The organism is Pedobacter lusitanus (genome assembly GCF_040026395.1).
GTDB classification, from domain to species: domain Bacteria; phylum Bacteroidota; class Bacteroidia; order Sphingobacteriales; family Sphingobacteriaceae; genus Pedobacter; species Pedobacter lusitanus.
Genome location: NZ_CP157278.1, coordinates 800,732 through 825,535 on the forward strand (window position 1 = coordinate 800,732; position 24,804 = coordinate 825,535).

Consider the following 24,804-nt stretch of genomic DNA (forward strand, 5'->3'; position numbering starts at 1 on the left):
TTACATTGCTGCCTTTACTCCAATAATTCCGTGTAACTACTTACACGACAAATGGATAACAGAAAGTCAACAGACTAATTGAGATTAGGATTTTTAGGGAAATTACTGATATGTGCATATTTAGGTCCCAGATGAATGATTACTTCTTTCCAGAGCTTTTCTGCATCGGTAGAGAAAATCATATCGGAATCATACTGATCTGAAACAATCCAGGTGTTTTCCTCCATTTCAGCTTTTAGTTGTGCAGCCTCCCAACCTGAATAACCAACAAAAATCTTCACCTCCTGCTGAGTAAGCTCGCCCTGCCCCATCAACGCAATAAAGCTCTCAAAATCCCCTCCCCAGAAGATACCTCTGGCAATTTCCTCACCTCCTGATATCTTTTCAGGACAACAATGGATAAAGTGGATCGTATCGGTTGCTACTGGTCCTCCGTAACAGACCGGGAAGGCTGGCCCGCCAATACCCTCAATCAAATCCCCCAAAAGGAGAAGACTTGGCTGATTGATCACAAAACCCAAACTTCCAAGCTCACTGTGCTCAGTCAGAAAAATCACAGAACGTGCGAAATTCGGGTCATTTAAAAATGGTTCGGAAACAAGCAGTTTACCGGCTGAGGGTGCTAATCGACTTATCATTTAGGAAAATTACTTATAATTTTAAATAAACTAAAGACTATTTTTGTCAAATGGAGTTGACCAAAGAAAATATTCAAAACCTAAGACAAGATTACCGCGCTGCCGAACTTGCAGAAAGCGATGTAGACAAAAATCCAATCACACAATTTGGAAAATGGTTTAAAGATGCTATCGATGCCAAATTATATGAGCCGAACGTAATGACACTGGCCACAGCCAGCCTATCGGGAAAACCATCTTCCCGCATCTTACTTTTAAAAGGCTTTGATGATAATGGCTTTGTATTTTTCACGAACTATAACAGTAAAAAAGGGAAAGACCTGGAAGAAAATCCACAAGCCTCCATGCAATTCTTCTGGCCGGAACTGGAACGTCAGGTAAGAATCGAAGGTACCATTACAAAAACTACTGCAGAGGCCTCAACCGCTTATTTTCATTCACGCCCGAAAGGAAGCCAGATTGGTGCTACTGCCTCACCGCAAAGTACCGTGATTCCCAACAGGGAGATTTTAGAAACCCGCGTAAATGAACTTACAGCTGTCTACCAGGAAATGGAAATCCCGCGCCCTGAACACTGGGGAGGTTATATCCTGAAACCAGAACACATAGAATTCTGGCAGGGCCGCCCAAGCCGCCTGCACGACAGAATCACTTATACCAGCGTCAATGGCGTATGGACAATTAACAGACTAGCACCTTAAACAAATAAAATGACTAAAATAGCAGTAATCGGATCAGGTACCATGGGAAATGGTATCGCACATACTTTTGCACAATTCGGCTACCAGGTAAATCTGATTGACATCAACCAGGAAGCATTAAATAAAGGATTAAGTACAGTAGGAAAAAATCTTGACCGTCAGGTAAATAAAGGAACAATAACTGAAGAGGACAAAGCTAAAACATTACAGAATATAACCATATTCACAGATCTGAAATCAGGAGTTTCCGAAGCAGATCTTATCGTAGAGGCAGCCACAGAAAACCTGGACCTTAAACTAAAGATATTCAGAGACCTGGATGCTTATGCAAAACCAGAAGCTATATTGGCCAGTAACACTTCTTCCATCTCCATTACACATATTGCTTCTGTAACCGGCAGAGGAGAAAAGGTAATCGGAATGCACTTCATGAACCCTGTACCGGTAATGAAACTAGTGGAAGTGATTCGTGGATATGCTACTTCTGATGAAACTACTTCACTGATAATGAGCCTATCAGAAAAACTGGGTAAAGCTCCGGTTGAAGTAAATGATTATCCGGGATTTGTGGCTAACCGTATTCTGATGCCTATGATCAACGAAGCAATTTATACCTTATTTGAAGGTGTTGCAGGAGTTGAAGAAATAGATACAGTAATGAAACTGGGTATGGCTCACCCTATGGGCCCGCTGCAACTGGCCGATTTTATCGGACTTGATGTCTGCCTGGCTATCCTGAATGTACTTCACAAAGGATTCGGCAATCCTAAATATGCTCCATGCCCTCTTTTAGTAAACATGGTTATGGCTGGCAAAAAAGGTGTAAAATCCGGAGAAGGATTCTATGATTATGCCGGTGGTGTTAAAGAGGCAAAACCAGCAGCCAAGTTTTTATCTTAACTTTACCAAATGAACGAAAACCTTGATCCATCTTCAGAAAGCTTATCACCCATTGAAAGGGATATAGAGAAAGTTTTACGTCCCCAGGCTTTTGAAGATTTCACTGGTCAGGATAAAATCATGGAAAACCTGAAGATCTTCGTTAAAGCAGCAAAACTGCGTGGCGAACCTTTAGACCATGTACTCCTTCACGGCCCTCCGGGATTGGGAAAAACCACACTTTCCTATATCATCGCCAACGAAATGGGCGTAGGTATCAAAGTGACTTCAGGCCCCGTACTGGATAAACCAGGCGACCTGGCAGGTCTTTTAACTAACCTGGAAAGTGGAGATATACTTTTTATTGACGAAATACACCGTTTAAGCCCCCTGGTTGAAGAATATCTGTATTCTGCTATGGAGGACTTTAAAATTGATATCATGCTGGAGAGCGGGCCCAATGCCCGCTCCGTGCAGATCTCCCTGAACCCCTTTACATTGGTTGGCGCTACTACACGGTCTGGTTTACTGACTGCCCCGCTGCGCGCGAGGTTTGGAATTAACTCCCGCCTGGCTTATTATGACGCCAAACTACTGACTACCATTGTACTGCGATCTTCACAGATCCTTAAAACACCAATTACGGAAGAAGGTGCCTACGAAATTGCACGCCGCAGCCGTGGTACACCGAGGATCGCCAACGCATTACTCAGAAGAACCAGAGACTTTGCACAAATCAAAGGAAACGGCACAATTGATACTTCAATTTCAAAGTATGCACTGACGGCCCTAAATGTTGATGAGCATGGTCTGGATGAAATGGATAATAAAATTCTGCTGACCATCATCGACAAATTCAAAGGCGGCCCGGTTGGTCTGAAAACTATTGCCACCGCTGTTGGCGAAGATGAAGGAACCATTGAAGAAGTATACGAACCTTTCCTGATCCAGGAGGGTTATATGATGCGTACTTCAAGAGGAAGAGAAGTCACAGAAGCAGCATACAAACACCTCAACAGACAATATCAGGCTCAATCGGGCAGATTATTCTAAGAGAATAAATTTTGAGGCACCATTTATGTGTATGAACAGGTAAATTACACCTGATCATGCCAGATATTACTAGTTAACAGAACCATCGCCTGTTTACCTGGTAATATCTGGCTTTAAAAATAAAACACATGAACATTGAAACAAGAAAGTTAACGCTCGAAGATTATGGTGATCTTAAAGAGTCAATGGAGCAGGCATATGATACCCTGGGCGGGCAAATATGGAGCAAACAGACAATCGCCAGATTACTTAAACTATTTCCTGAAGGCCAGCTTTGCATTGCCGTAGACGATAAAGTGGTAGCGTGTTCCCTTGCCATTATCGTAAACTATGATGAATATGGTGACAAACACACCTATCAGATGATTACCGGTAGTTATACATTTTCTACCCACAATCCTAACGGAGATACTTTATATGGCATCGAAATCTTTGTTTCTCCTGAATACAGAGGTTTACGTCTGGGCCGCAGATTATATGAGGCCAGAAAAGAATTATGTGAAAGCCTGAATTTAAAAAGCATTATAGCTGGTGGCCGTATACCTGGCTATCATCAATATGCTGAAACACTCAGCCCAAGACAGTACATAGACAAGGTTAAAGCCAAAGAGATTTATGACCCTACCCTTACCTTCCAGATATCCAATGATTTCCACGTCAGAAAAGTTTTAAAAAACTATTTACCGGGAGATCATGAATCCAAAGAATTCGCGACATTGATTGAATGGAATAATATCTACTATCAGGGGGTTGATGCTTCTGCCCGTTCAGCAAAAACTATCCGGATCGGACTGGTGCAATGGCAAATGCGTCTTTTCCCGGATATGGACGCTTTTTATGAACAGGTGGAGTTTTTTGTAGACGCTGTAAGTGGCTATAAATCTGATTTCATCATGTTCCCTGAGCTTTTTAATACGCCACTTTTACAGCCTTACAATCATTTACCAGAAATGGAAGCCATGCGCAAGCTGGCAGAATTAACTCCTGAAATTGTAGAGAAAATTCAGAGTTATGCAGTTTCTTACAATGTGAATGTCATTTCGGGAAGTATGCCTATCCTGGAGAATAATAAACTCTATAACGCTACCTATCTGTGTCACCGGAGCGGAAAAACTGAAGAGTACAGAAAAATTCATATCACACCTAACGAATTGAAATATTATGGAATGGTAGGTGGTGACAAAATACAGGTTTTTGACACAGACTGCGGTAAAATAGGTATCCTGATCTGCTATGATGTAGAATTCCCTGAACTCAGCCGTATTTATGCTGACCAGGGTATGCAAATCCTGTTTGTTCCATTCCTGACTGATACGCAGAATGGCTATACCAGAGTAAGAAGATGCGCACAGGCCAGAGCTATCGAAAATGAATGTTATGTTGCTATTGCGGGTTGTGTAGGTAACTTACCAAAGGTGAATAATATGGATATACAGTTTGCACAGTCCGCTGTATTTACACCCTCTGATTTCGCTTTTCCAACAAATGCTGTTAAAGCTGAAACTACACCAAACACAGAAATGATGCTGGTTGTAGATGTGGATTTACATTTACTGGATGAATTGCATCATTTTGGGACGGTCAAAATACTGAAAGACCGCCGTACAGACCTCTACGAGGTTAAATTACTTAAATAAATCTGACATAGTCAGGTAATTCAGATATACGATAATACGCAGGATACCAGGGGAACTGCTGGGGTTGTGTTGCAGTTTGAAGTGGGGTTGAAGCGGGGTTGAACTAGCCTTGAAGTAGCCCAGGCTAGTTCAAGGCTAGTTCAACCCTAGTTCAATGCTACTTCAAACCGCAACACAACCCCAGGACAACCCCAGCTATACTGAAATTAGTTACATCAGGAAAATTAATCTAATACTGATAAAAAATTACAGTAGCCCACCCCCTTTTTTTATTTGAGCAGGCAGAAGTGTACCTTTGCCGTAGAAATGTACAATAACCCTGCAAAATACAGCCAGCTGATTAAAGATGAAGCCCTGAGACTGGGCTTTATGCAGTGTGGTATTGCAAAAGCAGGCTTTCTGGAAGAAGAAGCTCCAAGACTGGAGAAATGGCTGAAGGATAACCGTCACGGACAGATGAGTTATATGGAAAATCATTTCGACAAAAGACTGAATCCACAGTTATTAGTGGATGATGCCAAATCTGTTATCTCCCTTACACTAAACTACTTTCCGGAAGAACGCCAGACGGATCCTGATGCCCCTAAAATATCCAAATATGCTTATGGTGCTGACTATCACACGGTCATCAAGGACAAATTATTCCAGTTACTCAACTTTATTCAGGAAAACATTGGTGAAGTAAGCGGCAGAGCCTTCGTTGATTCTGCTCCCGTACTGGATCGTGCATGGGCAAAACGTGCCGGTATTGGCTGGATTGGAAAAAACAGTAATATCATCAGTAAAAAAAGTGGCTCATTCTTCTTTTTAGCAGAACTGATCATTGACCTGGATCTTGTTTATGATAATCCTTTTACCACTGATCATTGCGGCACATGCACCAAATGTATAGATGCCTGTCCCACAGATGCTATTCTGTCCCCTTTTATCATAGATGCTACTAAATGTATTTCTTATCTGACTATAGAACTGAGAGAAGAGATCCCCAAAAGCTTTGATAATAAAATGGATAACTGGATGTTTGGTTGTGATATTTGTCAGGATGTATGCCCGTGGAACAGATTTTCAGTTCCGCATACAGAACCTGAATTTAAACCCAATCAGAATTTACTGGGTATGAAACGGGAAGACTGGCTGGATATTACCGAAGACGTATTTAAACAGATCTTTAAAAATTCGGCAGTAAAGCGGACTAAGTTTAAAGGCTTAACCCGCAATATTGATTTCATCAGGCAGATTCCTGATGAAGCTTAAGTTTTGTTGCTGCCTGTTAAACCTTATTTAACAGACAGTATATTATTATAGTCATTTTTATCCGGCACATAGGTGCTGCCAATCACGACTTTCTTTATTTTTTTATTCGTTTTAAAAGGAACAGAGATCATCTGAACCGGTTTTTCCCATACTGCAATACTCCAGTGTACTTTTTCAGTGGAACCATCCTCATAGGTTAAAGTCAGATCAACGGGTAAAGGTTTAAGACTTTTATTTTCTATCTGAAAAGTATAACCGTCACCAGTTTTATCAGCAGCGACAATCCCCAGGTCAATATCTCCTTCTTCAAAGAACCACCGTTTCCAGAACCAATCCATATTTTTACCAGCTCCTTCGTTCATGCTGTAAAAGAAGTCAAAAGGCATAGGATGTTTACCATGCCACTGCTCAATATAATGATGTAATGCCCTGGTAAATAATTCATCACCCAGATAATCTTTCACAAATAAATAACCCAAAGCTGGTTTGGGATAAGAATTAGTGAAGGACCCTGCCCCTTTCAGATCGGGCGTAAGCGTCATAATCGGAGTATCATTTTTCGTACCCGAATTAAAAGCAGTTGGCTGTATACCGTATTCGTCTACCATAGTAGAGTCTATCAGCGGAGAATTTAACCACTCACCGATAGTTGCCCATCCTTCATCCATCCAGCCATATTTAGTTTCATTAATTCCCATATAGAAAGGGAACATCGTATGAAAAATCTCATGAATGGTTAGTGTAATTGCATTTTCACGCTTTTCAGTAGGATTGTCATTCACCATCATCGGATATTCCATCTGATCAAGACCATCAAAAACTGTCTCATGAGCATAAGGATATGGCCATTTAGGGAATTTATAACTCATGGCCTCAACAGATTTCCGGGCAAAATCTATTACTTCATAATAATCTTTATGAATTGGATTGAATGCAGCATCCACACGTGTTCTTCTATTGGTTTTCGGATCAACCACTAAACTGCTGGACTTCCATAAATAGTGATTACTTGTAGCAAAGACAAAATCGGTCACATTTTTAGCTTCAAATTTCCACGTATTGAAATCCTGGTTTTTGGTCACTGTCTGTGTGGCAAGGTCATTCTCATTAATCACATTAACCACACTATCCACCTGCTCTGCCAGTGTAATTCTGTCTGCAATCTTTTTATGTAATACATTTTTGGCATTCAGCAGATCTCCTGTTGCCCAGATCACATAGTCTTTAGGAACTGTAACCGCTGCTTTGAAAGTACAGAAATCATTATAAAATTCTGCGTCTCCAAGGTAAGGATACTTATTCCATCCATCCACATCATCATAAACAGCAATACGGGGGAAGAAATAGGCTACAAAATAAGAACCTTCATCTACCATACCAGTTCTGTTATGCGAACCCTTGTTTAACATATACTGATAAGCAATTTTCACCCTGATACTTTTTCCGGGAGCCAGTGCAGCAATTGAGGTATGCATATTTGTTCCGTCGATATTCAGGGCATCAGCCGAAACAGCTTTATCATTAACAGAGAAAGCGCCAATCTTTACGCCCTCACTCAAATCTTTATCGGCAACTTTAGTTGCACGCGGACTGCCGTCTTTATACAGATTGGGATAGAGTTTAAACCAGACCTCTTTCAACGTATCCGGGCTCTGATTCTTATAAATTACATCAACAGTGCCTTTTAATAATCCTGATACCGGATCAAAATCTACTTTAAGATCGTAATCTGCTGTATTCTGCCAGTACTTCAAACCCGGCCGGCCATTCACAGCTCTTGTTCCTTTAGTATAGGCCTGCTGAATTTCAGGCGGCACAGGCAGCCCCTGTTGTGCAAAAACGCTCAGTCCTATCATACTAAAAAGGCTGAGCATCGCTATTTTCTTCATCCGAATTTATTGTTTAGCAGAAAGCCTGCATTCTATGATTAAAATGCAGGCTTTCTATTTATTTACCAAATTTCATTTTTAATTGCTCCAGCATATCAGGAGTAACATTAACTGCCGGTTTTTCTTTTTTAGCCTGTTGAGCAGGTTGTCTTACCTGTCCTCCAGCTTGTTGTGGTCTTGACTGCGCCCCTGCCGGTTTAGGTTTTACAGGATTAGCCTGTTCTCCTGGTCTTGGTGTTCCCGGTGTTTTAGCCGCTCTGTTCAATTCCTTTTTCTTGTTCCAGCGTGTCCAGATTTCTTCCAGTTTTTTCTTGGTATAAAGTGGGAAATCACCCTGTTTCATCCAGGCATAATAACTAGGCTCTGTATCAAAAACATGTTCAACTGTCTTATTTTTGTGTTTACCAAAGTTAAATACCTCTTCATCATTTTCATTGAAGACCATTCTGCCTGCAAAATCAACCGGTTTGTTCATATTAGTGAACGCATGCAATGCTTCTACATCATTTTTGACTGGCTGAGATATATTTCCTTGCTTGTCTTCAAAATCAACGTTCTCATAACGGTCAAGCTGAGCTAATAACACGTGATAGGTCGCTTTAATATCTGCCTCAGCTGAATGCGCATTGATAATATCCTGATCACAGTAGAATTTATAGGCTGCACGTAAAGTACGCTGCTCCATCTGATGAAATATGTTTTGTACATCAACAAATTTTCTGTCTGTCATGTCAAAATCTACCCCCGCACGCAAGAATTCTTCCAATAACACAGGTATATCAAAGCGGTTTGAATTATAACCGGCAAGATCAGCATCACCAATAAATGCGGCAATATCCGCAGCTACTTCTTTAAATTTAGGCGCATCAGCAATATGCTCATCATAAATTCCGTGAATCAGCGAAGATTGTAACGGGATAGGCATTTCAGGGTTAATGCGTAATGTTTTTACCAGCTCAGATCCATCTGGCATAGCTTTTAAAATTGCAATTTCAACGATACGATCTGAACCAACGTTAATTCCAGTGGTTTCCAGATCAAAAAAAGCAAGAGGACGGATTAGATTTAATTTCATCAGTATTTTTTATTTTCTTAATGGGTCAGATGGAGCCTTTGAGCATTAAAATAATTATTCCCTTCGGATTTAATAATTATTTTAATGCTGTCGGGTTCATCAGTATTTTTTATTTTCTTAATGGGTCAGATGGTTTTGCAAACCACGCACTTTATTTTTTTGTTTGCGCCTTTCAACTTAACTAAGTAGTATAATGCCTAAACCTATACCAATTATCATAATAAGATACATTAATATTTCAGTAGTAGCGAATTTTTTGTACTTAGTCCAAAATGATATTTCGTGTTTATTGGCTTCCATCTATATATTTTGTATCAATTTTAATCTTTTACTGGTCCCGCTTTAATCATGGCCCGCTGATAGGCAGGCAGGCTCAGATCATCTACGATCACGCCACGGGTAGTTGAGGCATGAACAAAGTAACCATGATTAAGATAAACGCCCACATGATCAATTCCATTGCCTCCAAACGAGAAAAAGATCAGATCTCCTTCTTTTAGCTGCGAAACATTTTTTTCTTTAATCACATCGGCCTGATCTCTGGATCTTCTTGGTAAGTTGAGACCATAAATCTCCTTATTCAGCAATAGTGCAAAACCCGAGCAGTCTACTCCTCTTTTATCCAGTCCGCCGAGTCTGTATCTCACTCCTGTCCAGTCATTAATAAAGCGGTATAGTGATTTATTTTTAACTTCTGACAATACTTCAGCAGCTCTGGCTCCTCTGGTGTCTTTATATGCTGTTGATCTTCGGCTTCCGCAGGAAGAAAAGAATGCCATTACGGCCAGCAGGATGATCAGTTGAGAAGCGCGGATACTGCGTAAAATCATAGCCCGTTTTTAGTTTTTAATTAATCTCTGAATTTCATCCAGTTTCAGTAAAGCCTCTACCGGAGTCAGTACATTTACATCAAGATTGTTCAGTACATCCCTGATTTGTACCAGCACAGGGTCATCTACAGCAAACATATGTAACTGATAAGCCTGATTCTGTACCTTTTTGAAACTATCTTTAATACTTTGTCCTTCTGTTCTGTCTATTTCCAGTTTTTTAAGGATTTCATTAGCCCTGTTAATCAGTTTTGGCGGCATACCAGCTATTTTAGCCACATGAATACCAAAACTGTGTTCACTTCCACCAGGAACCAGTTTACGCAGGAATATGATCTTATTACCTACTTCTTTGACTGAGACATTAAAATTCCTGATCCGGTTCATCGTTCCTGCCAGTTCATTCAATTCATGATAATGTGTGGCAAACAGTGTTTTAGGTCTTGCAGTAGGATGCGTATGCAAAAATTCTGCAATGGCCCATGCAATAGATATCCCATCATAAGTACTTGTACCTCTGCCTATTTCATCCAGAAGAATCAGACTCCTGTCAGAAATGTTATTCAGAATACTTGCCGTCTCATTCATTTCAACCATGAATGTACTTTCCCCTGATGACAGGTTATCTGAAGCACCCACACGGGTAAATATTTTATCAACCAGACCAATATTAGCCGCTTTGGCAGGGACAAAACAACCCATCTGAGCCATCAGTACGATAAGCCCGGTTTGTCTTAAAATAGCCGATTTACCCGACATATTGGGACCTGTAATAATGATCAGCTGCTGCGTATCATTATCCAGATAAACATCATTGGTAATATACTCCTCTCCTACAGGCAGGCGTTTTTCAATTACCGGGTGTCTTCCACCTTTAATGTCCAGCACTTTAGTCGCATTCATTACCGGTTTTACGTAATGATTTTTTATTGCCAGCTGAGCGAAACACAACAATACATCCAATTGTGCAACAAGGAAAGCGTTTAACTGAATTGGTCTGATATAGGCAGCTACCTGTCTGACCAGTTCTTCATAAAGCCTTACTTCAATCTGCTGTATTTTGTCTTCCGCACCCAGAATCTGTTCTTCATATTCTTTAAGCTCGGGCGTAATGTATCTTTCTGCATTAACCAGTGTCTGTTTACGCGTCCACTCTGCAGGGACTTTATCTTTATGGGTATGGGTTACTTCCAGATAGTATCCGAAAACATTATTAAAAGATATTTTAAGAGAAGGAATACCTGTATTTGCGGCTTCACGTTTCTGTATTTCTACCAGGAAATCTTTACCACCGGTAGAGATTTTACGCAGCCTGTCCAGTTCCTCGTCAACGCCTTCGGCAATAACATTTCCTTTAATTAATAAGGCCGGAGGGTCTTGCTGCAGTTGTTTCTCCAGCAGTTCACGTATACTTAAACATGGATCAAGCTGTTCTGCAAGCTGAGTTAGATATGGATTTTCAGCCGTTAAAGCTGTTTCTTTGATTTGTTCAATCTGATAAAGTGCTTTTTTCAGCTGGCTCAATTCTCTCGGGCCACATTTCTGCAAACCGACTTTAGAGATCAGTCTTTCCAGATCACCTATTAGTTTTACAGGAGTCAGAAACTCTTCAATCATCCCTTCATGGGCAACCATAAATTCGACTGTACCCAAACGTTCCTGTATAGGTTTCAGCTCTTTTAATGGCATTACAATCCATTTGTGAAGCATTCTTGCACCCATCGGAGTAGAAGTCTGATCCAGGACATTAAAAAGCGTCATTGCATTTTCATTCGCCGAACTGACCAGTTCCAGGTTACGGACAGTAAAACGGTCCAGCCACATGTAATTATCTTCTTCCAGACGGGAAACTGAAGTGATATGTTTTAAATTCCGGTGTTCGGTTTCATTTAAATAATGCAGAACAATACCTCCGGCAACGACTCCCTGCTGTATTTTATCTACCCCGAACCCTTTTAAAGAGGTAACTTCAAAATGTTTGTTTAATACTTCATTAGCATAATCGGTAGTAAAAGCCCAGTCATCCATTGGGAAAGTATAAAACCTGTCCCCGAATAACTCAAAAAACTCCTGGCGTTTACTCTTTTGAAAGATAACTTCTGTGGGCTTAAATCCCTGTAAAAGTTTGTCTATATATTCTGCATTACCTTGTGCAACATGGAACTCACCGGTAGATATATCTACAAATGACACGCCTATCATGGCTTTATCAAAGTAAACTGCTCCCAGATAGTTATTGGATTTCTGACTGATAATATTATCATTATAAGCCACTCCGGGCGTAACCAGTTCAGTCACTCCGCGTTTAACAATGGTTTTAGTCGTCTTAGGATCTTCCAGCTGATCGCAAATTGCTACACGCTGTCCTGCACGAACCAGTTTCGAGAGATAGGTATCCAATGAATGATGAGGAAAACCGGCCAGTTCTATATAGGCGGCAGCTCCATTTGCTCTCCTTGTTAAAACTATACCAAGTATCTGAGAGGTTTTAATGGCGTCTTCACCAAAAGTTTCATAAAAATCCCCAACCCTAAACAATAATAATGCATCAGGATACTTTGCCTTGATCGCACTGTGCTGCTGCATTAATGGTGTTTCTTTCGTCTTATCTTTAGCCAAAATATATGTTACGTTACAAAAATGTAAATATACTATCTAAGGATTAGCTTTAGGTTTTTTTTTGAAAAAATAAGGAGTAAAACTCACCTCTAATACGAGCTACAACTGTTCTATATAGGATAGAAACAGTGATAAAGCCTCTCTTTTTTTGTCAGTTAGTTCAAAATCAAGCTTGTGCATCAGATAATCATCCAGATCAAAAACAGGATTTACCGGCAGTGTTTTCAGCAATTCTTTTCTTGCTGCCAACCCCATTTTCAGGGCCGCATTAAACTCAGCTATAAAGTCCTGCGGAACAGCTTTATTTGCTACCCATGCAGCATACACAAAAGGAAGCCCGGTAAAATTCATCCACTCTTCTCCCATATCATAAGCAAAAGTATAATCGTCTTTTTTACCAAAAGTTCTGTCGCCTATTAAAACAATGGCATCTGTAATGGCATCAGGATCTGTAGTAAAGCTTACTTCCTGCTTAAAGTGAAATTTCAATAAAACACGGGCCAGGTTATTCGAAGTTCTGGAATGACTGTCTAAACGCAGTGTCTTAATTTCGTTTACCGGGACATTACTGAAAATAAATACAGAATTGACTGCTCCTACCGAGCCAATACAATAGTCAGAGATAATATTTGCATGAGGGACGTGCGGGATTGCCGCAACGGGAATCAGACCGATATCAACTGTACCGTCAATTAACTTGGCAGCACAATCAGAAGGAATATCTAAACTTAAATCTATTCGGTTGCTTACTGCAGAATGATTGATTCCGTAAATAAAAGGTTTGGTATTGGTATAGGCAACAGCAGAAATTCTGATCTTATTCAATGTTATGCGTTTAAATGGTCGGTATTGTTCTGAGCGATTACTGTAAAAGTATCACCCGTCAGATCAAGCCTGTAAAGACCTGTATTCTGATGTGGAAAATCGTACATGGCAGATAATGGTTTGCCGGTCAGCAGACACATGAGTAAGCGCAACGAGCGCCCGTGCATGCAGATCAGTATCAGTTTCTCAGCAGTTCTGCTTTTAATCACTTCAACGATCTCTTTGAGTCTTATTGCCACATCTGCCGGACTTTCACCTCCGGTAAAATGAGCATCGTAATCACCTGCCTGCCACTTTTCAGTAATATCCTTAAAAGCTCCGATTACGACTTCACTGGTATGTTTACCTTCAAATTCACCCCAGGCAAGCTCATCCAGTTCCGGATGTCTTTCCCATGGAATTCCGGCATCAATAAACTGCTGTACTGTTTGCTGGGTTCTTTGAAGAACTGATGTATAAACCTTATCAAAAGGTAAGTCTTTATATAATTGATAGAATGCAGCGGCCTGAGCTCTTCCAGTGTCATTCAGTTCACTGTCTATCCCTCTGCCCTGTATAATTCCCTGTTTATTCAGATCCGTCTCACCATGACGGATGATATATATCTCTTTATCCATTAATTAATTACCGGGAGCTTATAAAACTGAGGTTTAGCCTCTTCTTCAAAAACAAAATCTGTATAATCTGTAACTACATTATAAAATGTATCTCTTTCTATAGGCTTGCGGTTAACCTGTTTAATCAGATTGGCTAATTCACGGGTACTCATTCCTGGCGTTTGCTCTTCAGCACCTGCCATAGAATAAATTTTAGTAGTATCATCAAGCGTACCGTCTATATCATCCACACCAAAATTTAAGGAAAGCTGTGCAGTCTGACGGCTGATCATTGCCCAGTAGGCTTTAATATGATCAAAATTATCAAGATAAATACGTGCCACAGCATAGTTTCTTAAATCTTCAATGACAGAAACTTCAGGAACATTTTCCATCTGGTTATTCTGATTTCTGAATTTAAGTGGAATAAATGCCTGGAAACCTCCTGTTTTATCCTGCAGCTGACGTAAACGCTCCATGTGATCAACTCTGTGTTTAAACTCTTCAATATGTCCATATAACATGGTCGCATTGGTTTTTAAACCCAGCTTATGTGCCTGTTCATGAATATCAAGCCATTGTTCGGCAGTACATTTATCATTCGCAATTTTTTCTCTTACCTCCGGATGGAAAATTTCTGCCCCACCGCCTGGCATAGAGTCCAGCCCTGCTTCTTTGAAATATTTCAATCCGTCATAATGACCCAGCTTAGCCTTCTTGAAAATATAATAACACTCTACCGGTGTCAGTGCTTTAATATGTAATCCTGGACGATGTGCTTTTACTCTTTTGAAAAAGTCAGCATAGAATTCAAGATTTTGTTTGGGCACTACTCCTCCCGTCACATGCACTTCTGTTACCGGTTCATTGTCGTATTTTTTCAGGATATCCATCATACCGTCAACACTCATCTCCCAACCGTCTTCCTTATTTTTGATCAGACGGGAATAAGAACAGAAATTACAGGTATAAATACAAACATTGGTAGGCTCGATATGAAAATTGCGGTTGAAATATGTTTTATCGCCATGCTTCTCTTCTCTTATATAATTTGCTAATACACCAAGAAAGCCCAGTTCGGCATGTTCATATAAGTAAACACCTTCATCGAAAGTGATTCTTTCTTTTTGCTGAACTTTCAACGCTATTGCTCTCAGTTCCTGAGATAAATCATCATCGTTCAATAAAAAAGTAAGCTTTGCAGTCGTATCCATCTTTGATTAATTATAGACCAAAAGTAAGATAAAATCAACATAACAAGGCGTAACAATAATTTAAGGCTGTCAGTTTTGTGTAAAAGGTAAGCTTATGGGGTGCTTACAAAGGCCTTTTAGAGCTGCCTGCTAATAAAGTATAGCTTTAACTTTGGGTAGTATCAGCTTAAACCAGGCTGTATACTGATCTGGATGCAGAGCTATATCTTTTTCAACAGCTGCCAGACTAAGATACTTCCAGTCAGAGACTTCATCAGGATCCGGGACCGGAGACAGGTTCGCTCTGCCAAAAAAGACATGATCCAGTTCATGCTCTGTTAATCCATTCTCAAATTCGGCCTTGTAGATAAAACTAAACTGATGCGATAAATCACTGGTCATATTCATTTCTTCCATTAACCTCCGGTTTGCTGCATCAATCAGCACCTCTCCTGGTCTGGGATGAGAACAGCAGGCATTGGTCCACAATAAAGGAGAATGGTATTTTGCAGCTGCACGTCTCTGAAGCAGAAATTCCTTTCGATCATTAAAAATAAAGACGGAAAGTGCACGATGGAGTAAACCCTGCTGATGTGCAGCCATCTTCTCCATAATACCTGTTTCATTATCCTGCCTGTCAACCAGCGACACATATTCTGTCATATTCTTTATTTCAGCAAGGCTGATTCAGCTTTAAATCCAGCATCTGAAGTTCCGGTGTCAAAGATAAAAATTAAAAAGAAGCAACAGCACGATTTTTTTGACATAAAAAAAGCTGCCTCTTTTAATCAGAGGCAGCCTGGATGGTGTTGGTTTGATGTAAAATCTATTTCATTGCTTTGGTGAAATTCAATATAATGTAAGCAGGATTTTTTCCATAATCCACAGGCGATTTTAGTACCAGATTATCTCCTGTTGCCTGAGAAAGAATCAGTCTGTAGCCTTCAGTTACATTCTTCGCTTTATCTCCCTCATATAATTTTTTGAATTGAAAAGTCTGGTCTGCAGTACTTACTGACCAAAAAATACTTTGTGTTCTGGTAGGACAATCTGCAGTTCCCGGAAGCAAATATGTTCCATTTCCACTATTTGTTAATTTCCATGTACTACCGATAAAACATTTGTAAGAAGCTTCATTAAAGAGAGATTTCACATTCATTGCTGGTACGCCATCAAAAGTGATGTCATTTAATACCCAGTTTCCAGACACATTTCCTCTTTTCATAGCACCCTTAGGTGTATTACAACTTTGTAAAACCATCAATGAACTACATAAAATGGCTGCTATAACTAATATTCTTTTCATATCTTGTATTTTCGAAAACAGCTTACATAAATCCTGCCAAAAATTACCCGAAAATTAAAATTCTATGCAGACCGAAACGATTGCCATACATGCCGGAAACCTAACCCACAGTACCACAGGGGACGTAACACCACCTATCAGCCTCTCCACTACATTTTTCAGAGATGAAAATGGTGGCTACCCTGGCGGACATATGTATAGTCGTGTCAGCAATCCCAATCGTTCTGCACTCGAAAAAGTTATGGCTGATCTGGAAAAAGGCACAGATGCCTGTGCATTTTCTTCTGGAAATACAGCCGGAATGACTGTTTTTCAGGCCTTACCTCCGGGTAGTCATATTATTGCACCTGATGATATGTACTGGGGTTTCAAAAAACAACTGCAGTCAATTTTTGAAGGTATTCTGACTATAGACTTTATTGACCTTACTCAACCTGACCTCATAGAGGAGCATATTAAAAGTAATACCGCAATGATATGGGTTGAAACACCTTCAAACCCACTGTTAAAAATTACAGATTTAACTGTTGTCTCTGCAATTGCTAAAAAACATAAGTTAACCCTGGCTTGTGACAGCACTTTTGCTTCACCTTGTTTCCAGAATCCTATTCTGCTGGGCGCAGATATAGTCATGCATTCTTCAACCAAATATATTGGCGGACATAGTGATGTACTGGGCGGTATTTTAGTCACAGCTGTTCAGGATGAATTATGGAGCAGAATCAGAAATATTCAGCAAATCGGAGGTGCTGTTCCCTCTCCTTTTGATTGTTTTCTTTTACTCAGAAGCATCAAAACATTACCATACAGAATGAAGGGGCATGCTGAAAACGCTATGGCACTCGCAAAGTATCTTTCTGTTCACCCAAAAATTGAAGCGGTATACTATCCCGGCCTGCCTTCGCATGCGCAACATGAGATTGCCACAAAACAGATGAGCGGTTTTGCCGGTATGCTATCTATTCTGGTTAAAGGAGATGCAAGAAAAGTAGTCAATCAGGTCAGATTATTTGCCCAGGCAACGAGCCTTGGCGGAGTTGAGAGCTTAATTGAACACCGCGCCTCTGTAGAAGGTCCTGACACCAAAACTCCACAGAATTTAATTCGGATATCCGTTGGACTGGAACATATTGATGACATTATTGCTGATATAGAGCAGGCTTTAGGCTAAAAAACGTCATTTAAAGCTCAAAGACAGCCTCCAATATTTAATTTAAGTCACTCACATACAGATTGTTGATTATTTTTCAGAATATTATTTTGGAAGTAATCACAATATCACTACATTTGTACCATATAGCGCAAGCTATTCAAGTCAACCCGGTAACTGGGTTTGATTTATAAAGAAGTGGCGAGAGACAGGCTCCGTGACCCACTGGCAACCCTCCCAAATGGAGAAGGTGCCAATTCCTGACCAGTCAGCATAGTGCTTTCTGGAAAGATAAATTAAGACAAAATGAAAACAAAATACCAACCATCGCAATCAGGCGAATCTGTTTTTTACACAATTGAGCATCTGCAGACTAATGCATGCATGTGTTGTTGCATCGGCTAAACAACAATCTTCCACGTAAAATTAATTTAGTTCAACCGGAAGGCCTCTTTTCAGAGGTATGCACTCCCTTATACGGATTTTGTACGCCATAAATCCCGTATCTGTCTGTAAACAATCCCTTTAATCAATTAAATCAAGCGCAATCATGTCAGCCAATTATAGATTCGAAACACTACAACTTCATGCAGGTCAGGAAATTGACCCGACTACCGGTTCAAGAGCTGTACCTATTTATCAAACTACTTCTTATGGATTCAAAAGTGCCGAACACGGGGCAAATCTTTTTGCTTTAAAAGAATTCGGTAATATTTATACCCGCTTAATGAACCCGACAACTGATGTTTTCGAAAAACGGGTAGCTGCACTGGAAGGTGGTGTTGCGGGACTGGCGGTTGCCTCCGGACAGGCAGCTCAGTTTATCGCTTTAAACAATATACTGGAAGCGGGTGACAACTTTGTTTCTTCTCCTCACCTTTACGGCGGTAGTTATAATCAGTTTAAAGTAGCCTTCAAGCGCCTGGGTATAGAAGTAAGATTTGCAGATAGTGATGATACACAGGATTTTGAAGCTAAAATTGATAAAAACACAAAAGCTATTTACCTGGAAAGTATCGGAAATCCATCATTCAGTATTCCTGATTTTGAAAAACTATCCTTAATTGCACAAAAATATGATCTGCCCCTGATCGTAGATAATACATTTGGTGCTGCCGGTTATTTATTCAAACCATTGGAGCATGGTGCACATATTGTTGTTCAGTCTGCGACTAAATGGATTGGAGGACATGGAACGAGTATAGGTGGAGTAATAATCGATGGTGGAAACTATAACTGGGGAAATGGTAAATTCAAACAGTTTACCTCCCCTTCTGAGGGTTATCATGGTTTGGTATTCAACGATGTATTTGGTATCGGAAGCGACTTTGGAAATATACAGTTTATCATCCGCGCCAGAGTAGAAGGTTTAAGGGATTTTGGTCCTGCCATCGCTCCTTTTAACTCCTTTCTTCTGATACAAGGCCTGGAAACTTTATCCTTACGTGTACAAAGACATGTGGATAATGCGCTGGCACTGGCCACATGGCTTGAAAATCATGAGGCTGTAAATAAGGTTTCTTATCCGGGACTGGAAAGCAGCCCTTATCATCAGCATGCAAAAAAGTATCTTAAAAACGGATTTGGCGCCGTGCTTTCTTTCGAATTGCACGGAGGTAAAGAACAGGCCATTCAATTTGTAAATGAACTTCAGTTGGTTAGTCATCTGGCTAACGTCGGCGATGCCAAAACATTAATTATACAGCCTTCTGCCACTACGCATCAACAATTGAGTGATGAAGAACAGGCAGCTGCAGGTATTACACCGCAATTATTAAGAGTATCTGTAGGGATTGAACATATCGACGATATCAAAGCCGACTTCGAGCAGGCATTTGAAAAATTGTCCTCCGGAAAATAGAGATAAGCTTAAAAAAGATAGAAAAAAAGAATAATGTCATCAACACATATATATAACCACGCAAAGCAATTTAAACTGGAGAACGGGAAGAAACTGCGTGGATTACAAATCAGCTATCAGACTTTTGGTAAGCTAAATGCGAATAAGGATAATGTAATCTGGGCTTGTCATGCCTTAACAGCAAATGCGGATGTATTAGACTGGTGGAAAGGTTTATTCGGAGAGAAGAACCTCTTCAATCCGGAAGAACATTTTATTATCTGCGCAAACGTTATCGGCTCTCATTATGGCGGCACAAATCCGCTAAGTATTAATCCGGTAACCGGAAATCCATATTATTTATCATTTCCTGAGTTCACTATCAGAGATCTGGTTCATGGACATCAGCTGCTTGCAGCACATCTGGAAATTAAAAAAATCAAAGTACTGATTGGTGGATCATTAGGTGGCCAGCAAGCTGCTGAGTGGGCTATAACAGATGGTAGTAAAATTGAAAACCTGATTCTGGTTGCTACAAATGCTTTTCATTCACCATGGGGGATTGCTTTCAATGAAAGTCAGCGTCTGGCGATTACTACCGATCGTACTTTTTACGCACAAAAACCTGATGGTGGTATCAAAGGACTGAAAGCAGCGAGAAGTATCGCTCTGCTTTCTTATCGTACTTACGAAGCTTATAATGCTACTCAACTGGAAAGCGTGAATGAGAAAACTGATGGATTCCGTGCTTCTTCTTATCAGAATTACCAGGGAGAGAAACTTTGCAAAAGATATAATGCCTATAGCTACTGGTATTTAAGCAAGGCAATGGACAGTCATAATGTAGGCCGGGGCAGAAAAAGTGTTGTTGACGCTTTAAACTCTATCAAATCCAATACACTGGTTATCGGTATTGAGAATGACTTTCTTTTTCCTTTAGTGGAACAGGAATTCCTTGGAAAACATATCCCTGATGCTGAATTCCATAGTATTAATTCAGCTTATGGTCATGATGGTTTCTTAATCGAAACAGATATACTTACTAATATAATAGGCAACTTTCTGAAGGAAAGTACAAACAAAAAAATTGTTAAACTGCATAAAACAGCATAAATGAGCAAGAAACTTAAAATTGGAATATTCGGTTTTGGAGTTGTGGGACAGGGACTGCACGACATCATCCGCGGACAGGATTTAAACCTGGAGATTATTAAAATAGCCATCAAGAATCCGGATAAGAAACGTAGTCTGGACGCTGGTCTTTTCACTACCAATCATGATGAAATACTGAACAATCCGGAGATCAATACGATCGTAGAATTAATAGATGATGCAGACGCAGCATTTGCAATTGCAAAAAAAGCTTTAATCAGCGGAAAGCATGTGGTTTCTGCCAATAAGAAAATGATTGCCAATCACCTGGAAGAGTTGGTGGAGCTGCAGGCTACTTATGGTACGTCTTTACTTTATGAAGGTGCTGTATGCGGGAGTATCCCGATCATCAGAAACCTGGAAGAATATTATGACAACGAATTACTGCATGGCATAAGTGGTATCTTCAATGGTTCATCTAACTATATTTTGTCAAAAATATTTAATGAGAATATTCCTTACGAAATTGCACTGAAACAGGCACAGGATCTCGGATTCGCAGAAACTGACCCGATTATGGATGTTGGTGGCTATGATCCCAAATTCAAACTGGCTATTGCAACCGCTCATGCCTATGGCTTGTTCATTGATCCTGATAAGATTTTAAACATCGGTATTCAGAATTTATCTGAACAGGATATTCAGTATGCAAGAGAAAAAAATTACAAGATTAAACTAGTACCTACTGCTCGTAAAATCAGCACCAAACAGGTAGTCACTTATGTATTGCCTAAATTTGTAAAGTCTGATGATTTCTTATTTAATGTAGAGAATGAATATAATGGGGTTACAGTTCAGGCTGCTTTTGCAGATAAGCAATTCTTTTTTGGAAAAGGTGCCGGTGGCCACCCTACGGGTGCCGCAGTATTATCGGATATCGCAGCTTTAAGATACGGTTACAGATATGAGTATAAAAAGTATCATCAGAAAAATGGCCTGATCCATACTGATAATGTAAATATTGAAATTTATCTGAGATATACTCATGAGTATACAGTTGAGAAATTAAAAATTGAGAATATAGTAGAAAGATTTTCAAGAAATGATTTCAAGTATGTGATTGGAAGTGTAAGTCTGAAATCTCTGCTGGCTAATAAAGATTTACTGGTGCAGAAGGATGTTTTTGTAGCACATACAGGAAGATTTACGTATACGGATAAACAGATTGAAGTTATAGCCGGAGAAGAGGTTTTATTTAATTAATCTATTCGTTTTAACAAAAAAGCGGCCTTTTAAATTAATGGTGTGACCCCAAAAAGTTGGACAGATTCAAAATTAAGTTTTTTGTACGAGAGCTCGGTATTCCACCGGGCTCTTTCCATTTAACCTGTTTTTTATTCTTTTATTGTTGTAGTAATGAATGTATTCTTTTAAAGAAGTGATAAATTCTTCTGTAGTTTCAAAGCTCTCTCTGTACAGCAATTCTGTCTTCATAATACCAAAAAAGCTTTCGGCCAAGGCGTTATCTAAGCAATTTCCTTTTCTGGACATGCTTTGAATAATTCCATTTTTTTCCAGAGCCTTTCTATATCCGTAATGTTGATATTGCCAGCCTTGGTCAGAATGAAAAATAAGTCCCTTTGTATCTTTCACTTTATCAAAAGCCTCGTATAACATTTCTTCTATCATCTGCATATTTGGACTTTTTGAAATACTATAGGAAATGATTTCCCCATTGAACATGTCAATTATAGGAGACAGGTAAATCTTCTCCCCTTTAATGTTCATCTGGGTGACATCCGTAGCCCATTTCTGATTAGGCAAACTTGCTTCAAAATCCCTTTCAAGTTCATTAGGGGCAATTTTGCCAACCTCGCCTTTGTATGATCGATAACTTGCTTTCCTGATAGTGCATTTTAAGCCTAATGTTCCCATCAATTTTTGCACAGTCTTATGATTTATGTTATAACCCCGGTTCTTCATTTCGGCGGTGACTCGCCGATAACCATATCTGCCTTTATGCAGGTGGTATATACTTGCGATCTCTTCTTTTTCATGCTTGTACTTATCATCAGCATTCAGCCGCTTATGATGATAATAAAATACCGAACGAGCCATCTGTTTACAATCCAATAGAATTGCAATATCATGTTCCGGCCTTAGTTCTTCGATGGCTTTTGCCCACTCATACGTTCGCGGGCTTCTCTTTCCTGTACTAAGGCCTTGACTTTTTTTAATAGCGCGTTCTCTGCTCGCAAGCGGGCATTCTCCGCCTGGAGCTTCTCTAGTTCTGTTTCAGGTCCAAGTTTCTTTGATTTTCCCATGCCTTTAGGTGGTCGTCCACGGGGCTTTTGTTTGTATAGTACTGCGTAGCCTTCACCTCGTACTAATCTTACCCAGCTCTCTAAGGCACTTCTACTTACTTTACGTTCCAGAACAACCTGTCTTAAAGGTACACCTTTTTCTATAATGAGCCTTACAACTTCTTCTTTGAAACCAGAAGTAGACTTGATATTGGCTTGCTTGCGTAGCCCACTTTCTCCATGGAGGTTATATTTCCGAACCCATTCCAATATCATGTCATCATCAATACGCCGTTCTCGGGATATCCAAAGAATCGGTGTCCCTTTTATCACTTGAGAAACTATATCGAGCTTCTCCTCAAATGTGTGTTTTGCCATAAATGATAAACCCCAAAAGTTTTTGTCCAACTTTTGGGGTTCACTTCATAAAAGGCCGCTTTTTTTGTTAAAAATATTCTCGTTTTAGAATTCAGTAAAGCTTGCGTAATGATCACCGGTGTAATAACGACGGCCATCGCTGCTGATTACAATTCGTTCAGCTCCCCTGTTCTGACCACTTACTTTAGGATTTACGTCATATTCTTTGTAAGTCACTCCTGAAGGCAACAGGCCTTCACGGTTCTGGAAAACTGTTCCACCAACATATCCTTGTGGAGCTCTTCCATTTTTAGCTACGTAATCAGCCACTGTGTAGGCTTTTTGCGGAACTATTGCAACTGCTTGTTTAGCTGTAGCAGTGTTCACTGTTGTTTCGTTCAGCGTGTTTACAAATGCAGGAATAGTGCTGTCCTTTGTAAAAGACGAAAACAGGATCGTGAATGTTAACAGGGCTAATAAAATTTTAATGTGTTTCATAGTTTTTTGTTTATTAATGAATAGATAACTTAAATATCAGTGGATTTATTTGAAGATTTATGGATTTAGCAAAACTTAATAAATTGTTTATAGTAACAAAACATAGCCGGCGTGCAAAGATTATTTGCGTAAATTGTAATGATTATGATTATAGAAGATAGTTTATATGGTGAGTTTAGTGTTTCGCTGCTTATAAAAGAGCTCATCAACAGTAAGCCTGTGGAAAGATTGAAAAATATTCATCAGGGAGGTGGAATATTTCTGGTTAACCCAGCGTTAACGTTAACGAGATATGAGCATTCTGTTGGGGTTCTGATATTGATTAAAATGTTAGGTGGAACGGAAATCGAGCAGGTAGCAGGATTACTTCATGATATTTCACATACTGCATTCTCTCATGTGATAGACTATATTTTTGAAAATCAGGAAGAAGATTACCACGAAGGAATTTATCAAAGTATTTTAAGCAGATCAGAGATTCCTGACATCTTAAAAAGACATGGATACACGCTAACGGATTTATTGGGAAAGGATTTTCAAATCCTGGAACAGCCTCTTCCCAATCTTTGCGCGGACCGGATTGATTATGCAATCAGAGATTTATTTTACGCTGGTTTTATCAGCATGGATGATGTTCAGCATTTTATCGCAACGCTGATAATTCATAATGGTAGAATCATGATGACTTCGGTTGAAAAGGCCCTCTGGATTCAGGAAAAATATCAGATTTTGAATCAGGAGTATTTTGGTAAAAAAGAACATGTTTATGCCAATGAGAAACTAACAGAGATCCTCAGACACCTATTGGCAGAAAAAGTAATTACCAAAACTGATTTTGAAAAAGATGACAAGAATTTATTAGCATTAATTGAAGCTGATAGCTTTGGAAAACGAAGCATAGCAGCTATCCGGGCTTTAGACGGTATAGCGCATTACGATGCAGCTAATTTCAAACTAAAACACAGAGAGATAGATCCTGAGTTATATATTGACGGGCAGTATTTCAGACTGAGTCAGGTAAAAAACAGTGCATAAAAAAAGGGCATCCTTAAACCGGATGCCCTTTTTC

General features: G+C 39.7%; 23 protein-coding genes and 1 riboswitch. Of the genes, 10 read left to right on the forward strand and 13 right to left on the reverse strand.

Translation table 11 applies throughout. From position 1 onward, the window contains the following. Positions 1-74: 74 nt before the first annotated feature. Positions 75-638, reverse strand: a complete 564-nt coding sequence (locus PL_RS03615) for a YqgE/AlgH family protein (protein ID WP_041887268.1) — start codon at positions 636-638, stop codon at positions 75-77. Between the two features lie 50 nt (positions 639-688). On the opposite strand from PL_RS03615, the gene pdxH reads away from it, so the two are divergent. From pdxH to queG, 5 genes are all read left to right on the forward strand, one after another. Next, positions 689-1,339 (forward strand): pyridoxamine 5'-phosphate oxidase, encoded by a 651-nt coding sequence (pdxH, locus tag PL_RS03620; RefSeq protein WP_041887269.1) that lies wholly within the window; start codon positions 689-691, stop codon positions 1,337-1,339. Between the two features lie 9 nt (positions 1,340-1,348). After that, a complete protein-coding gene (locus PL_RS03625) occupies positions 1,349-2,239 on the forward strand; it encodes a 3-hydroxybutyryl-CoA dehydrogenase (RefSeq protein WP_041887270.1) in 891 nt (296 codons plus the stop codon). 9 nt (positions 2,240-2,248) lie between these two features. Next, positions 2,249-3,271, forward strand: coding sequence for a Holliday junction branch migration DNA helicase RuvB (gene ruvB / locus PL_RS03630; protein WP_041887271.1), 1,023 nt, complete (start codon positions 2,249-2,251; stop codon positions 3,269-3,271). Between the two features lie 128 nt (positions 3,272-3,399). Beyond that, positions 3,400-4,908 (forward strand): bifunctional GNAT family N-acetyltransferase/carbon-nitrogen hydrolase family protein, encoded by a 1,509-nt coding sequence (locus tag PL_RS03635; protein ID WP_041887272.1) that lies wholly within the window; start codon positions 3,400-3,402, stop codon positions 4,906-4,908. Between the two features lie 306 nt (positions 4,909-5,214). Then, a complete protein-coding gene (gene queG / locus PL_RS03640; RefSeq protein WP_041887273.1) occupies positions 5,215-6,162 on the forward strand; it encodes a tRNA epoxyqueuosine(34) reductase QueG in 948 nt (315 codons plus the stop codon). 23 nt (positions 6,163-6,185) lie between these two features. Here the strand turns inward: queG and PL_RS03645 are convergent, their stop codons facing one another. The 9 genes from PL_RS03645 to PL_RS03685 all read right to left on the reverse strand — a co-directional run bounded on the left by PL_RS03645 (position 6,186) and on the right by PL_RS03685 (position 16,495). Beyond that, positions 6,186-8,051: a M1 family metallopeptidase gene (locus PL_RS03645; RefSeq protein ID WP_041887274.1), complete on the reverse strand. Its 1,866-nt coding sequence runs from the start codon at positions 8,049-8,051 to the stop codon at positions 6,186-6,188. A gap of 58 nt (positions 8,052-8,109) precedes the next feature. Continuing rightward, positions 8,110-9,126 carry a 3'-5' exonuclease gene (locus PL_RS03650; RefSeq protein WP_041887276.1) on the reverse strand — a complete coding sequence of 339 codons (1,017 nt, stop codon included), beginning with the start codon at positions 9,124-9,126 and terminating at the stop codon, positions 8,110-8,112. A gap of 320 nt (positions 9,127-9,446) precedes the next feature. After that, complete coding sequence (locus PL_RS03655; protein WP_041886092.1) at positions 9,447-9,956, reverse strand: C40 family peptidase; 510 nt, start codon at positions 9,954-9,956, stop codon at positions 9,447-9,449. A gap of 9 nt (positions 9,957-9,965) precedes the next feature. Next, positions 9,966-12,575, reverse strand: a complete 2,610-nt coding sequence (gene mutS, locus PL_RS03660; protein WP_041886089.1) for a DNA mismatch repair protein MutS — start codon at positions 12,573-12,575, stop codon at positions 9,966-9,968. Between the two features lie 99 nt (positions 12,576-12,674). Continuing rightward, positions 12,675-13,400, reverse strand: a complete 726-nt coding sequence (locus PL_RS03665) for a menaquinone biosynthetic enzyme MqnA/MqnD family protein (protein WP_041886086.1) — start codon at positions 13,398-13,400, stop codon at positions 12,675-12,677. 2 nt (positions 13,401-13,402) lie between these two features. Then, complete coding sequence (locus tag PL_RS03670; protein ID WP_041886085.1) at positions 13,403-14,017, reverse strand: histidine phosphatase family protein; 615 nt, start codon at positions 14,015-14,017, stop codon at positions 13,403-13,405. After that, positions 14,017-15,210, reverse strand: a complete 1,194-nt coding sequence (mqnE, locus tag PL_RS03675) for an aminofutalosine synthase MqnE (protein WP_041886083.1) — start codon at positions 15,208-15,210, stop codon at positions 14,017-14,019. The genes PL_RS03670 and mqnE overlap by 1 nt, the downstream gene beginning before the upstream one ends. 129 nt (positions 15,211-15,339) lie before the next feature. Then, positions 15,340-15,852 carry an isopentenyl-diphosphate Delta-isomerase gene (gene idi, locus PL_RS03680; RefSeq protein WP_041886080.1) on the reverse strand — a complete coding sequence of 171 codons (513 nt, stop codon included), beginning with the start codon at positions 15,850-15,852 and terminating at the stop codon, positions 15,340-15,342. Positions 15,853-16,015: 163 nt separating this feature from the next. Beyond that, positions 16,016-16,495, reverse strand: coding sequence for a lipocalin family protein (locus tag PL_RS03685; protein ID WP_041886077.1), 480 nt, complete (start codon positions 16,493-16,495; stop codon positions 16,016-16,018). Positions 16,496-16,559: 64 nt separating this feature from the next. Here PL_RS03685 and PL_RS03690 point away from each other — a divergent pair, with 64 nt between their 5' ends. The 4 genes from PL_RS03690 (at position 16,560) to PL_RS03705 (ending at position 21,840) form a co-directional block, all read left to right on the forward strand. Beyond that, positions 16,560-17,666, forward strand: a complete 1,107-nt coding sequence (locus PL_RS03690) for a trans-sulfuration enzyme family protein (RefSeq protein ID WP_041886076.1) — start codon at positions 16,560-16,562, stop codon at positions 17,664-17,666. A 164-nt stretch (positions 17,667-17,830) separates the two neighbouring features. Continuing rightward, a riboswitch (SAM riboswitch) is annotated at positions 17,831-17,943 on the forward strand. 252 nt (positions 17,944-18,195) lie between these two features. After that, positions 18,196-19,506: an O-acetylhomoserine aminocarboxypropyltransferase/cysteine synthase family protein gene (locus tag PL_RS03695; protein WP_041886075.1), complete on the forward strand. Its 1,311-nt coding sequence runs from the start codon at positions 18,196-18,198 to the stop codon at positions 19,504-19,506. A gap of 33 nt (positions 19,507-19,539) precedes the next feature. Then, on the forward strand, positions 19,540-20,598 hold the full coding sequence (locus tag PL_RS03700) for a homoserine O-acetyltransferase family protein (RefSeq protein WP_041886073.1): 1,059 nt from the start codon (positions 19,540-19,542) through the stop codon (positions 20,596-20,598). Further along, positions 20,599-21,840, forward strand: coding sequence for a homoserine dehydrogenase (locus tag PL_RS03705; protein WP_041886069.1), 1,242 nt, complete (start codon positions 20,599-20,601; stop codon positions 21,838-21,840). A 72-nt stretch (positions 21,841-21,912) separates the two neighbouring features. Here the strand turns inward: PL_RS03705 and PL_RS03710 are convergent, their stop codons facing one another. The 3 genes from PL_RS03710 to PL_RS03720 all read right to left on the reverse strand — a co-directional run bounded on the left by PL_RS03710 (position 21,913) and on the right by PL_RS03720 (position 23,735). Continuing rightward, a complete protein-coding gene (locus PL_RS03710; protein WP_200890807.1) occupies positions 21,913-22,815 on the reverse strand; it encodes an IS3 family transposase in 903 nt (300 codons plus the stop codon). Next, entirely contained in the window at positions 22,737-23,258 is a 522-nt protein-coding gene (locus PL_RS03715) for a helix-turn-helix domain-containing protein (RefSeq protein ID WP_041886258.1), read from the reverse strand. Before PL_RS03715 ends, PL_RS03710 begins: the two co-directional genes overlap by 79 nt. Positions 23,259-23,342: 84 nt before the next feature. After that, positions 23,343-23,735, reverse strand: a complete 393-nt coding sequence (locus tag PL_RS03720) for a ribonuclease domain-containing protein (protein ID WP_052496656.1) — start codon at positions 23,733-23,735, stop codon at positions 23,343-23,345. A 144-nt stretch (positions 23,736-23,879) separates the two neighbouring features. On the opposite strand from PL_RS03720, the gene PL_RS03725 reads away from it, so the two are divergent. Continuing rightward, complete coding sequence (locus tag PL_RS03725) at positions 23,880-24,770, forward strand: HD domain-containing protein (RefSeq protein WP_041887280.1); 891 nt, start codon at positions 23,880-23,882, stop codon at positions 24,768-24,770. Positions 24,771-24,804: the final 34 nt, after the last annotated feature.

Bases quoted from the DNA above. Each gene is read 5' to 3' on its own strand.
- PL_RS03615 (WP_041887268.1), bottom strand. From the start codon at position 638: ATGATAAGTCGATTAGCACCCTCAGCCGGTAAACTGCTTGTTTCCGAA.
- pdxH (WP_041887269.1), top strand. From the start codon at position 689: ATGGAGTTGACCAAAGAAAATATTCAAAACCTAAGACAAGATTACCGC.
- PL_RS03625 (WP_041887270.1), top strand. From the start codon at position 1,349: ATGACTAAAATAGCAGTAATCGGATCAGGTACCATGGGAAATGGTATC.
- ruvB (WP_041887271.1), top strand. From the start codon at position 2,249: ATGAACGAAAACCTTGATCCATCTTCAGAAAGCTTATCACCCATTGAA.
- PL_RS03635 (WP_041887272.1), top strand. From the start codon at position 3,400: ATGAACATTGAAACAAGAAAGTTAACGCTCGAAGATTATGGTGATCTT.
- queG (WP_041887273.1), top strand. From the start codon at position 5,215: ATGTACAATAACCCTGCAAAATACAGCCAGCTGATTAAAGATGAAGCC.
- PL_RS03645 (WP_041887274.1), bottom strand. From the start codon at position 8,051: ATGAAGAAAATAGCGATGCTCAGCCTTTTTAGTATGATAGGACTGAGC.
- PL_RS03650 (WP_041887276.1), bottom strand. From the start codon at position 9,126: ATGAAATTAAATCTAATCCGTCCTCTTGCTTTTTTTGATCTGGAAACC.
- PL_RS03655 (WP_041886092.1), bottom strand. From the start codon at position 9,956: ATGATTTTACGCAGTATCCGCGCTTCTCAACTGATCATCCTGCTGGCC.
- PL_RS03670 (WP_041886085.1), bottom strand. From the start codon at position 14,017: ATGGATAAAGAGATATATATCATCCGTCATGGTGAGACGGATCTGAAT.
- mqnE (WP_041886083.1), bottom strand. From the start codon at position 15,210: ATGGATACGACTGCAAAGCTTACTTTTTTATTGAACGATGATGATTTA.
- idi (WP_041886080.1), bottom strand. From the start codon at position 15,852: ATGACAGAATATGTGTCGCTGGTTGACAGGCAGGATAATGAAACAGGT.
- PL_RS03685 (WP_041886077.1), bottom strand. From the start codon at position 16,495: ATGAAAAGAATATTAGTTATAGCAGCCATTTTATGTAGTTCATTGATG.
- PL_RS03690 (WP_041886076.1), top strand. From the start codon at position 16,560: ATGCAGACCGAAACGATTGCCATACATGCCGGAAACCTAACCCACAGT.
- PL_RS03695 (WP_041886075.1), top strand. From the start codon at position 18,196: ATGTCAGCCAATTATAGATTCGAAACACTACAACTTCATGCAGGTCAG.
- PL_RS03700 (WP_041886073.1), top strand. From the start codon at position 19,540: ATGTCATCAACACATATATATAACCACGCAAAGCAATTTAAACTGGAG.
- PL_RS03705 (WP_041886069.1), top strand. From the start codon at position 20,599: ATGAGCAAGAAACTTAAAATTGGAATATTCGGTTTTGGAGTTGTGGGA.
- PL_RS03715 (WP_041886258.1), bottom strand. From the start codon at position 23,258: ATGGCAAAACACACATTTGAGGAGAAGCTCGATATAGTTTCTCAAGTG.
- PL_RS03720 (WP_052496656.1), bottom strand. From the start codon at position 23,735: ATGAAACACATTAAAATTTTATTAGCCCTGTTAACATTCACGATCCTG.
- PL_RS03725 (WP_041887280.1), top strand. From the start codon at position 23,880: ATGATTATAGAAGATAGTTTATATGGTGAGTTTAGTGTTTCGCTGCTT.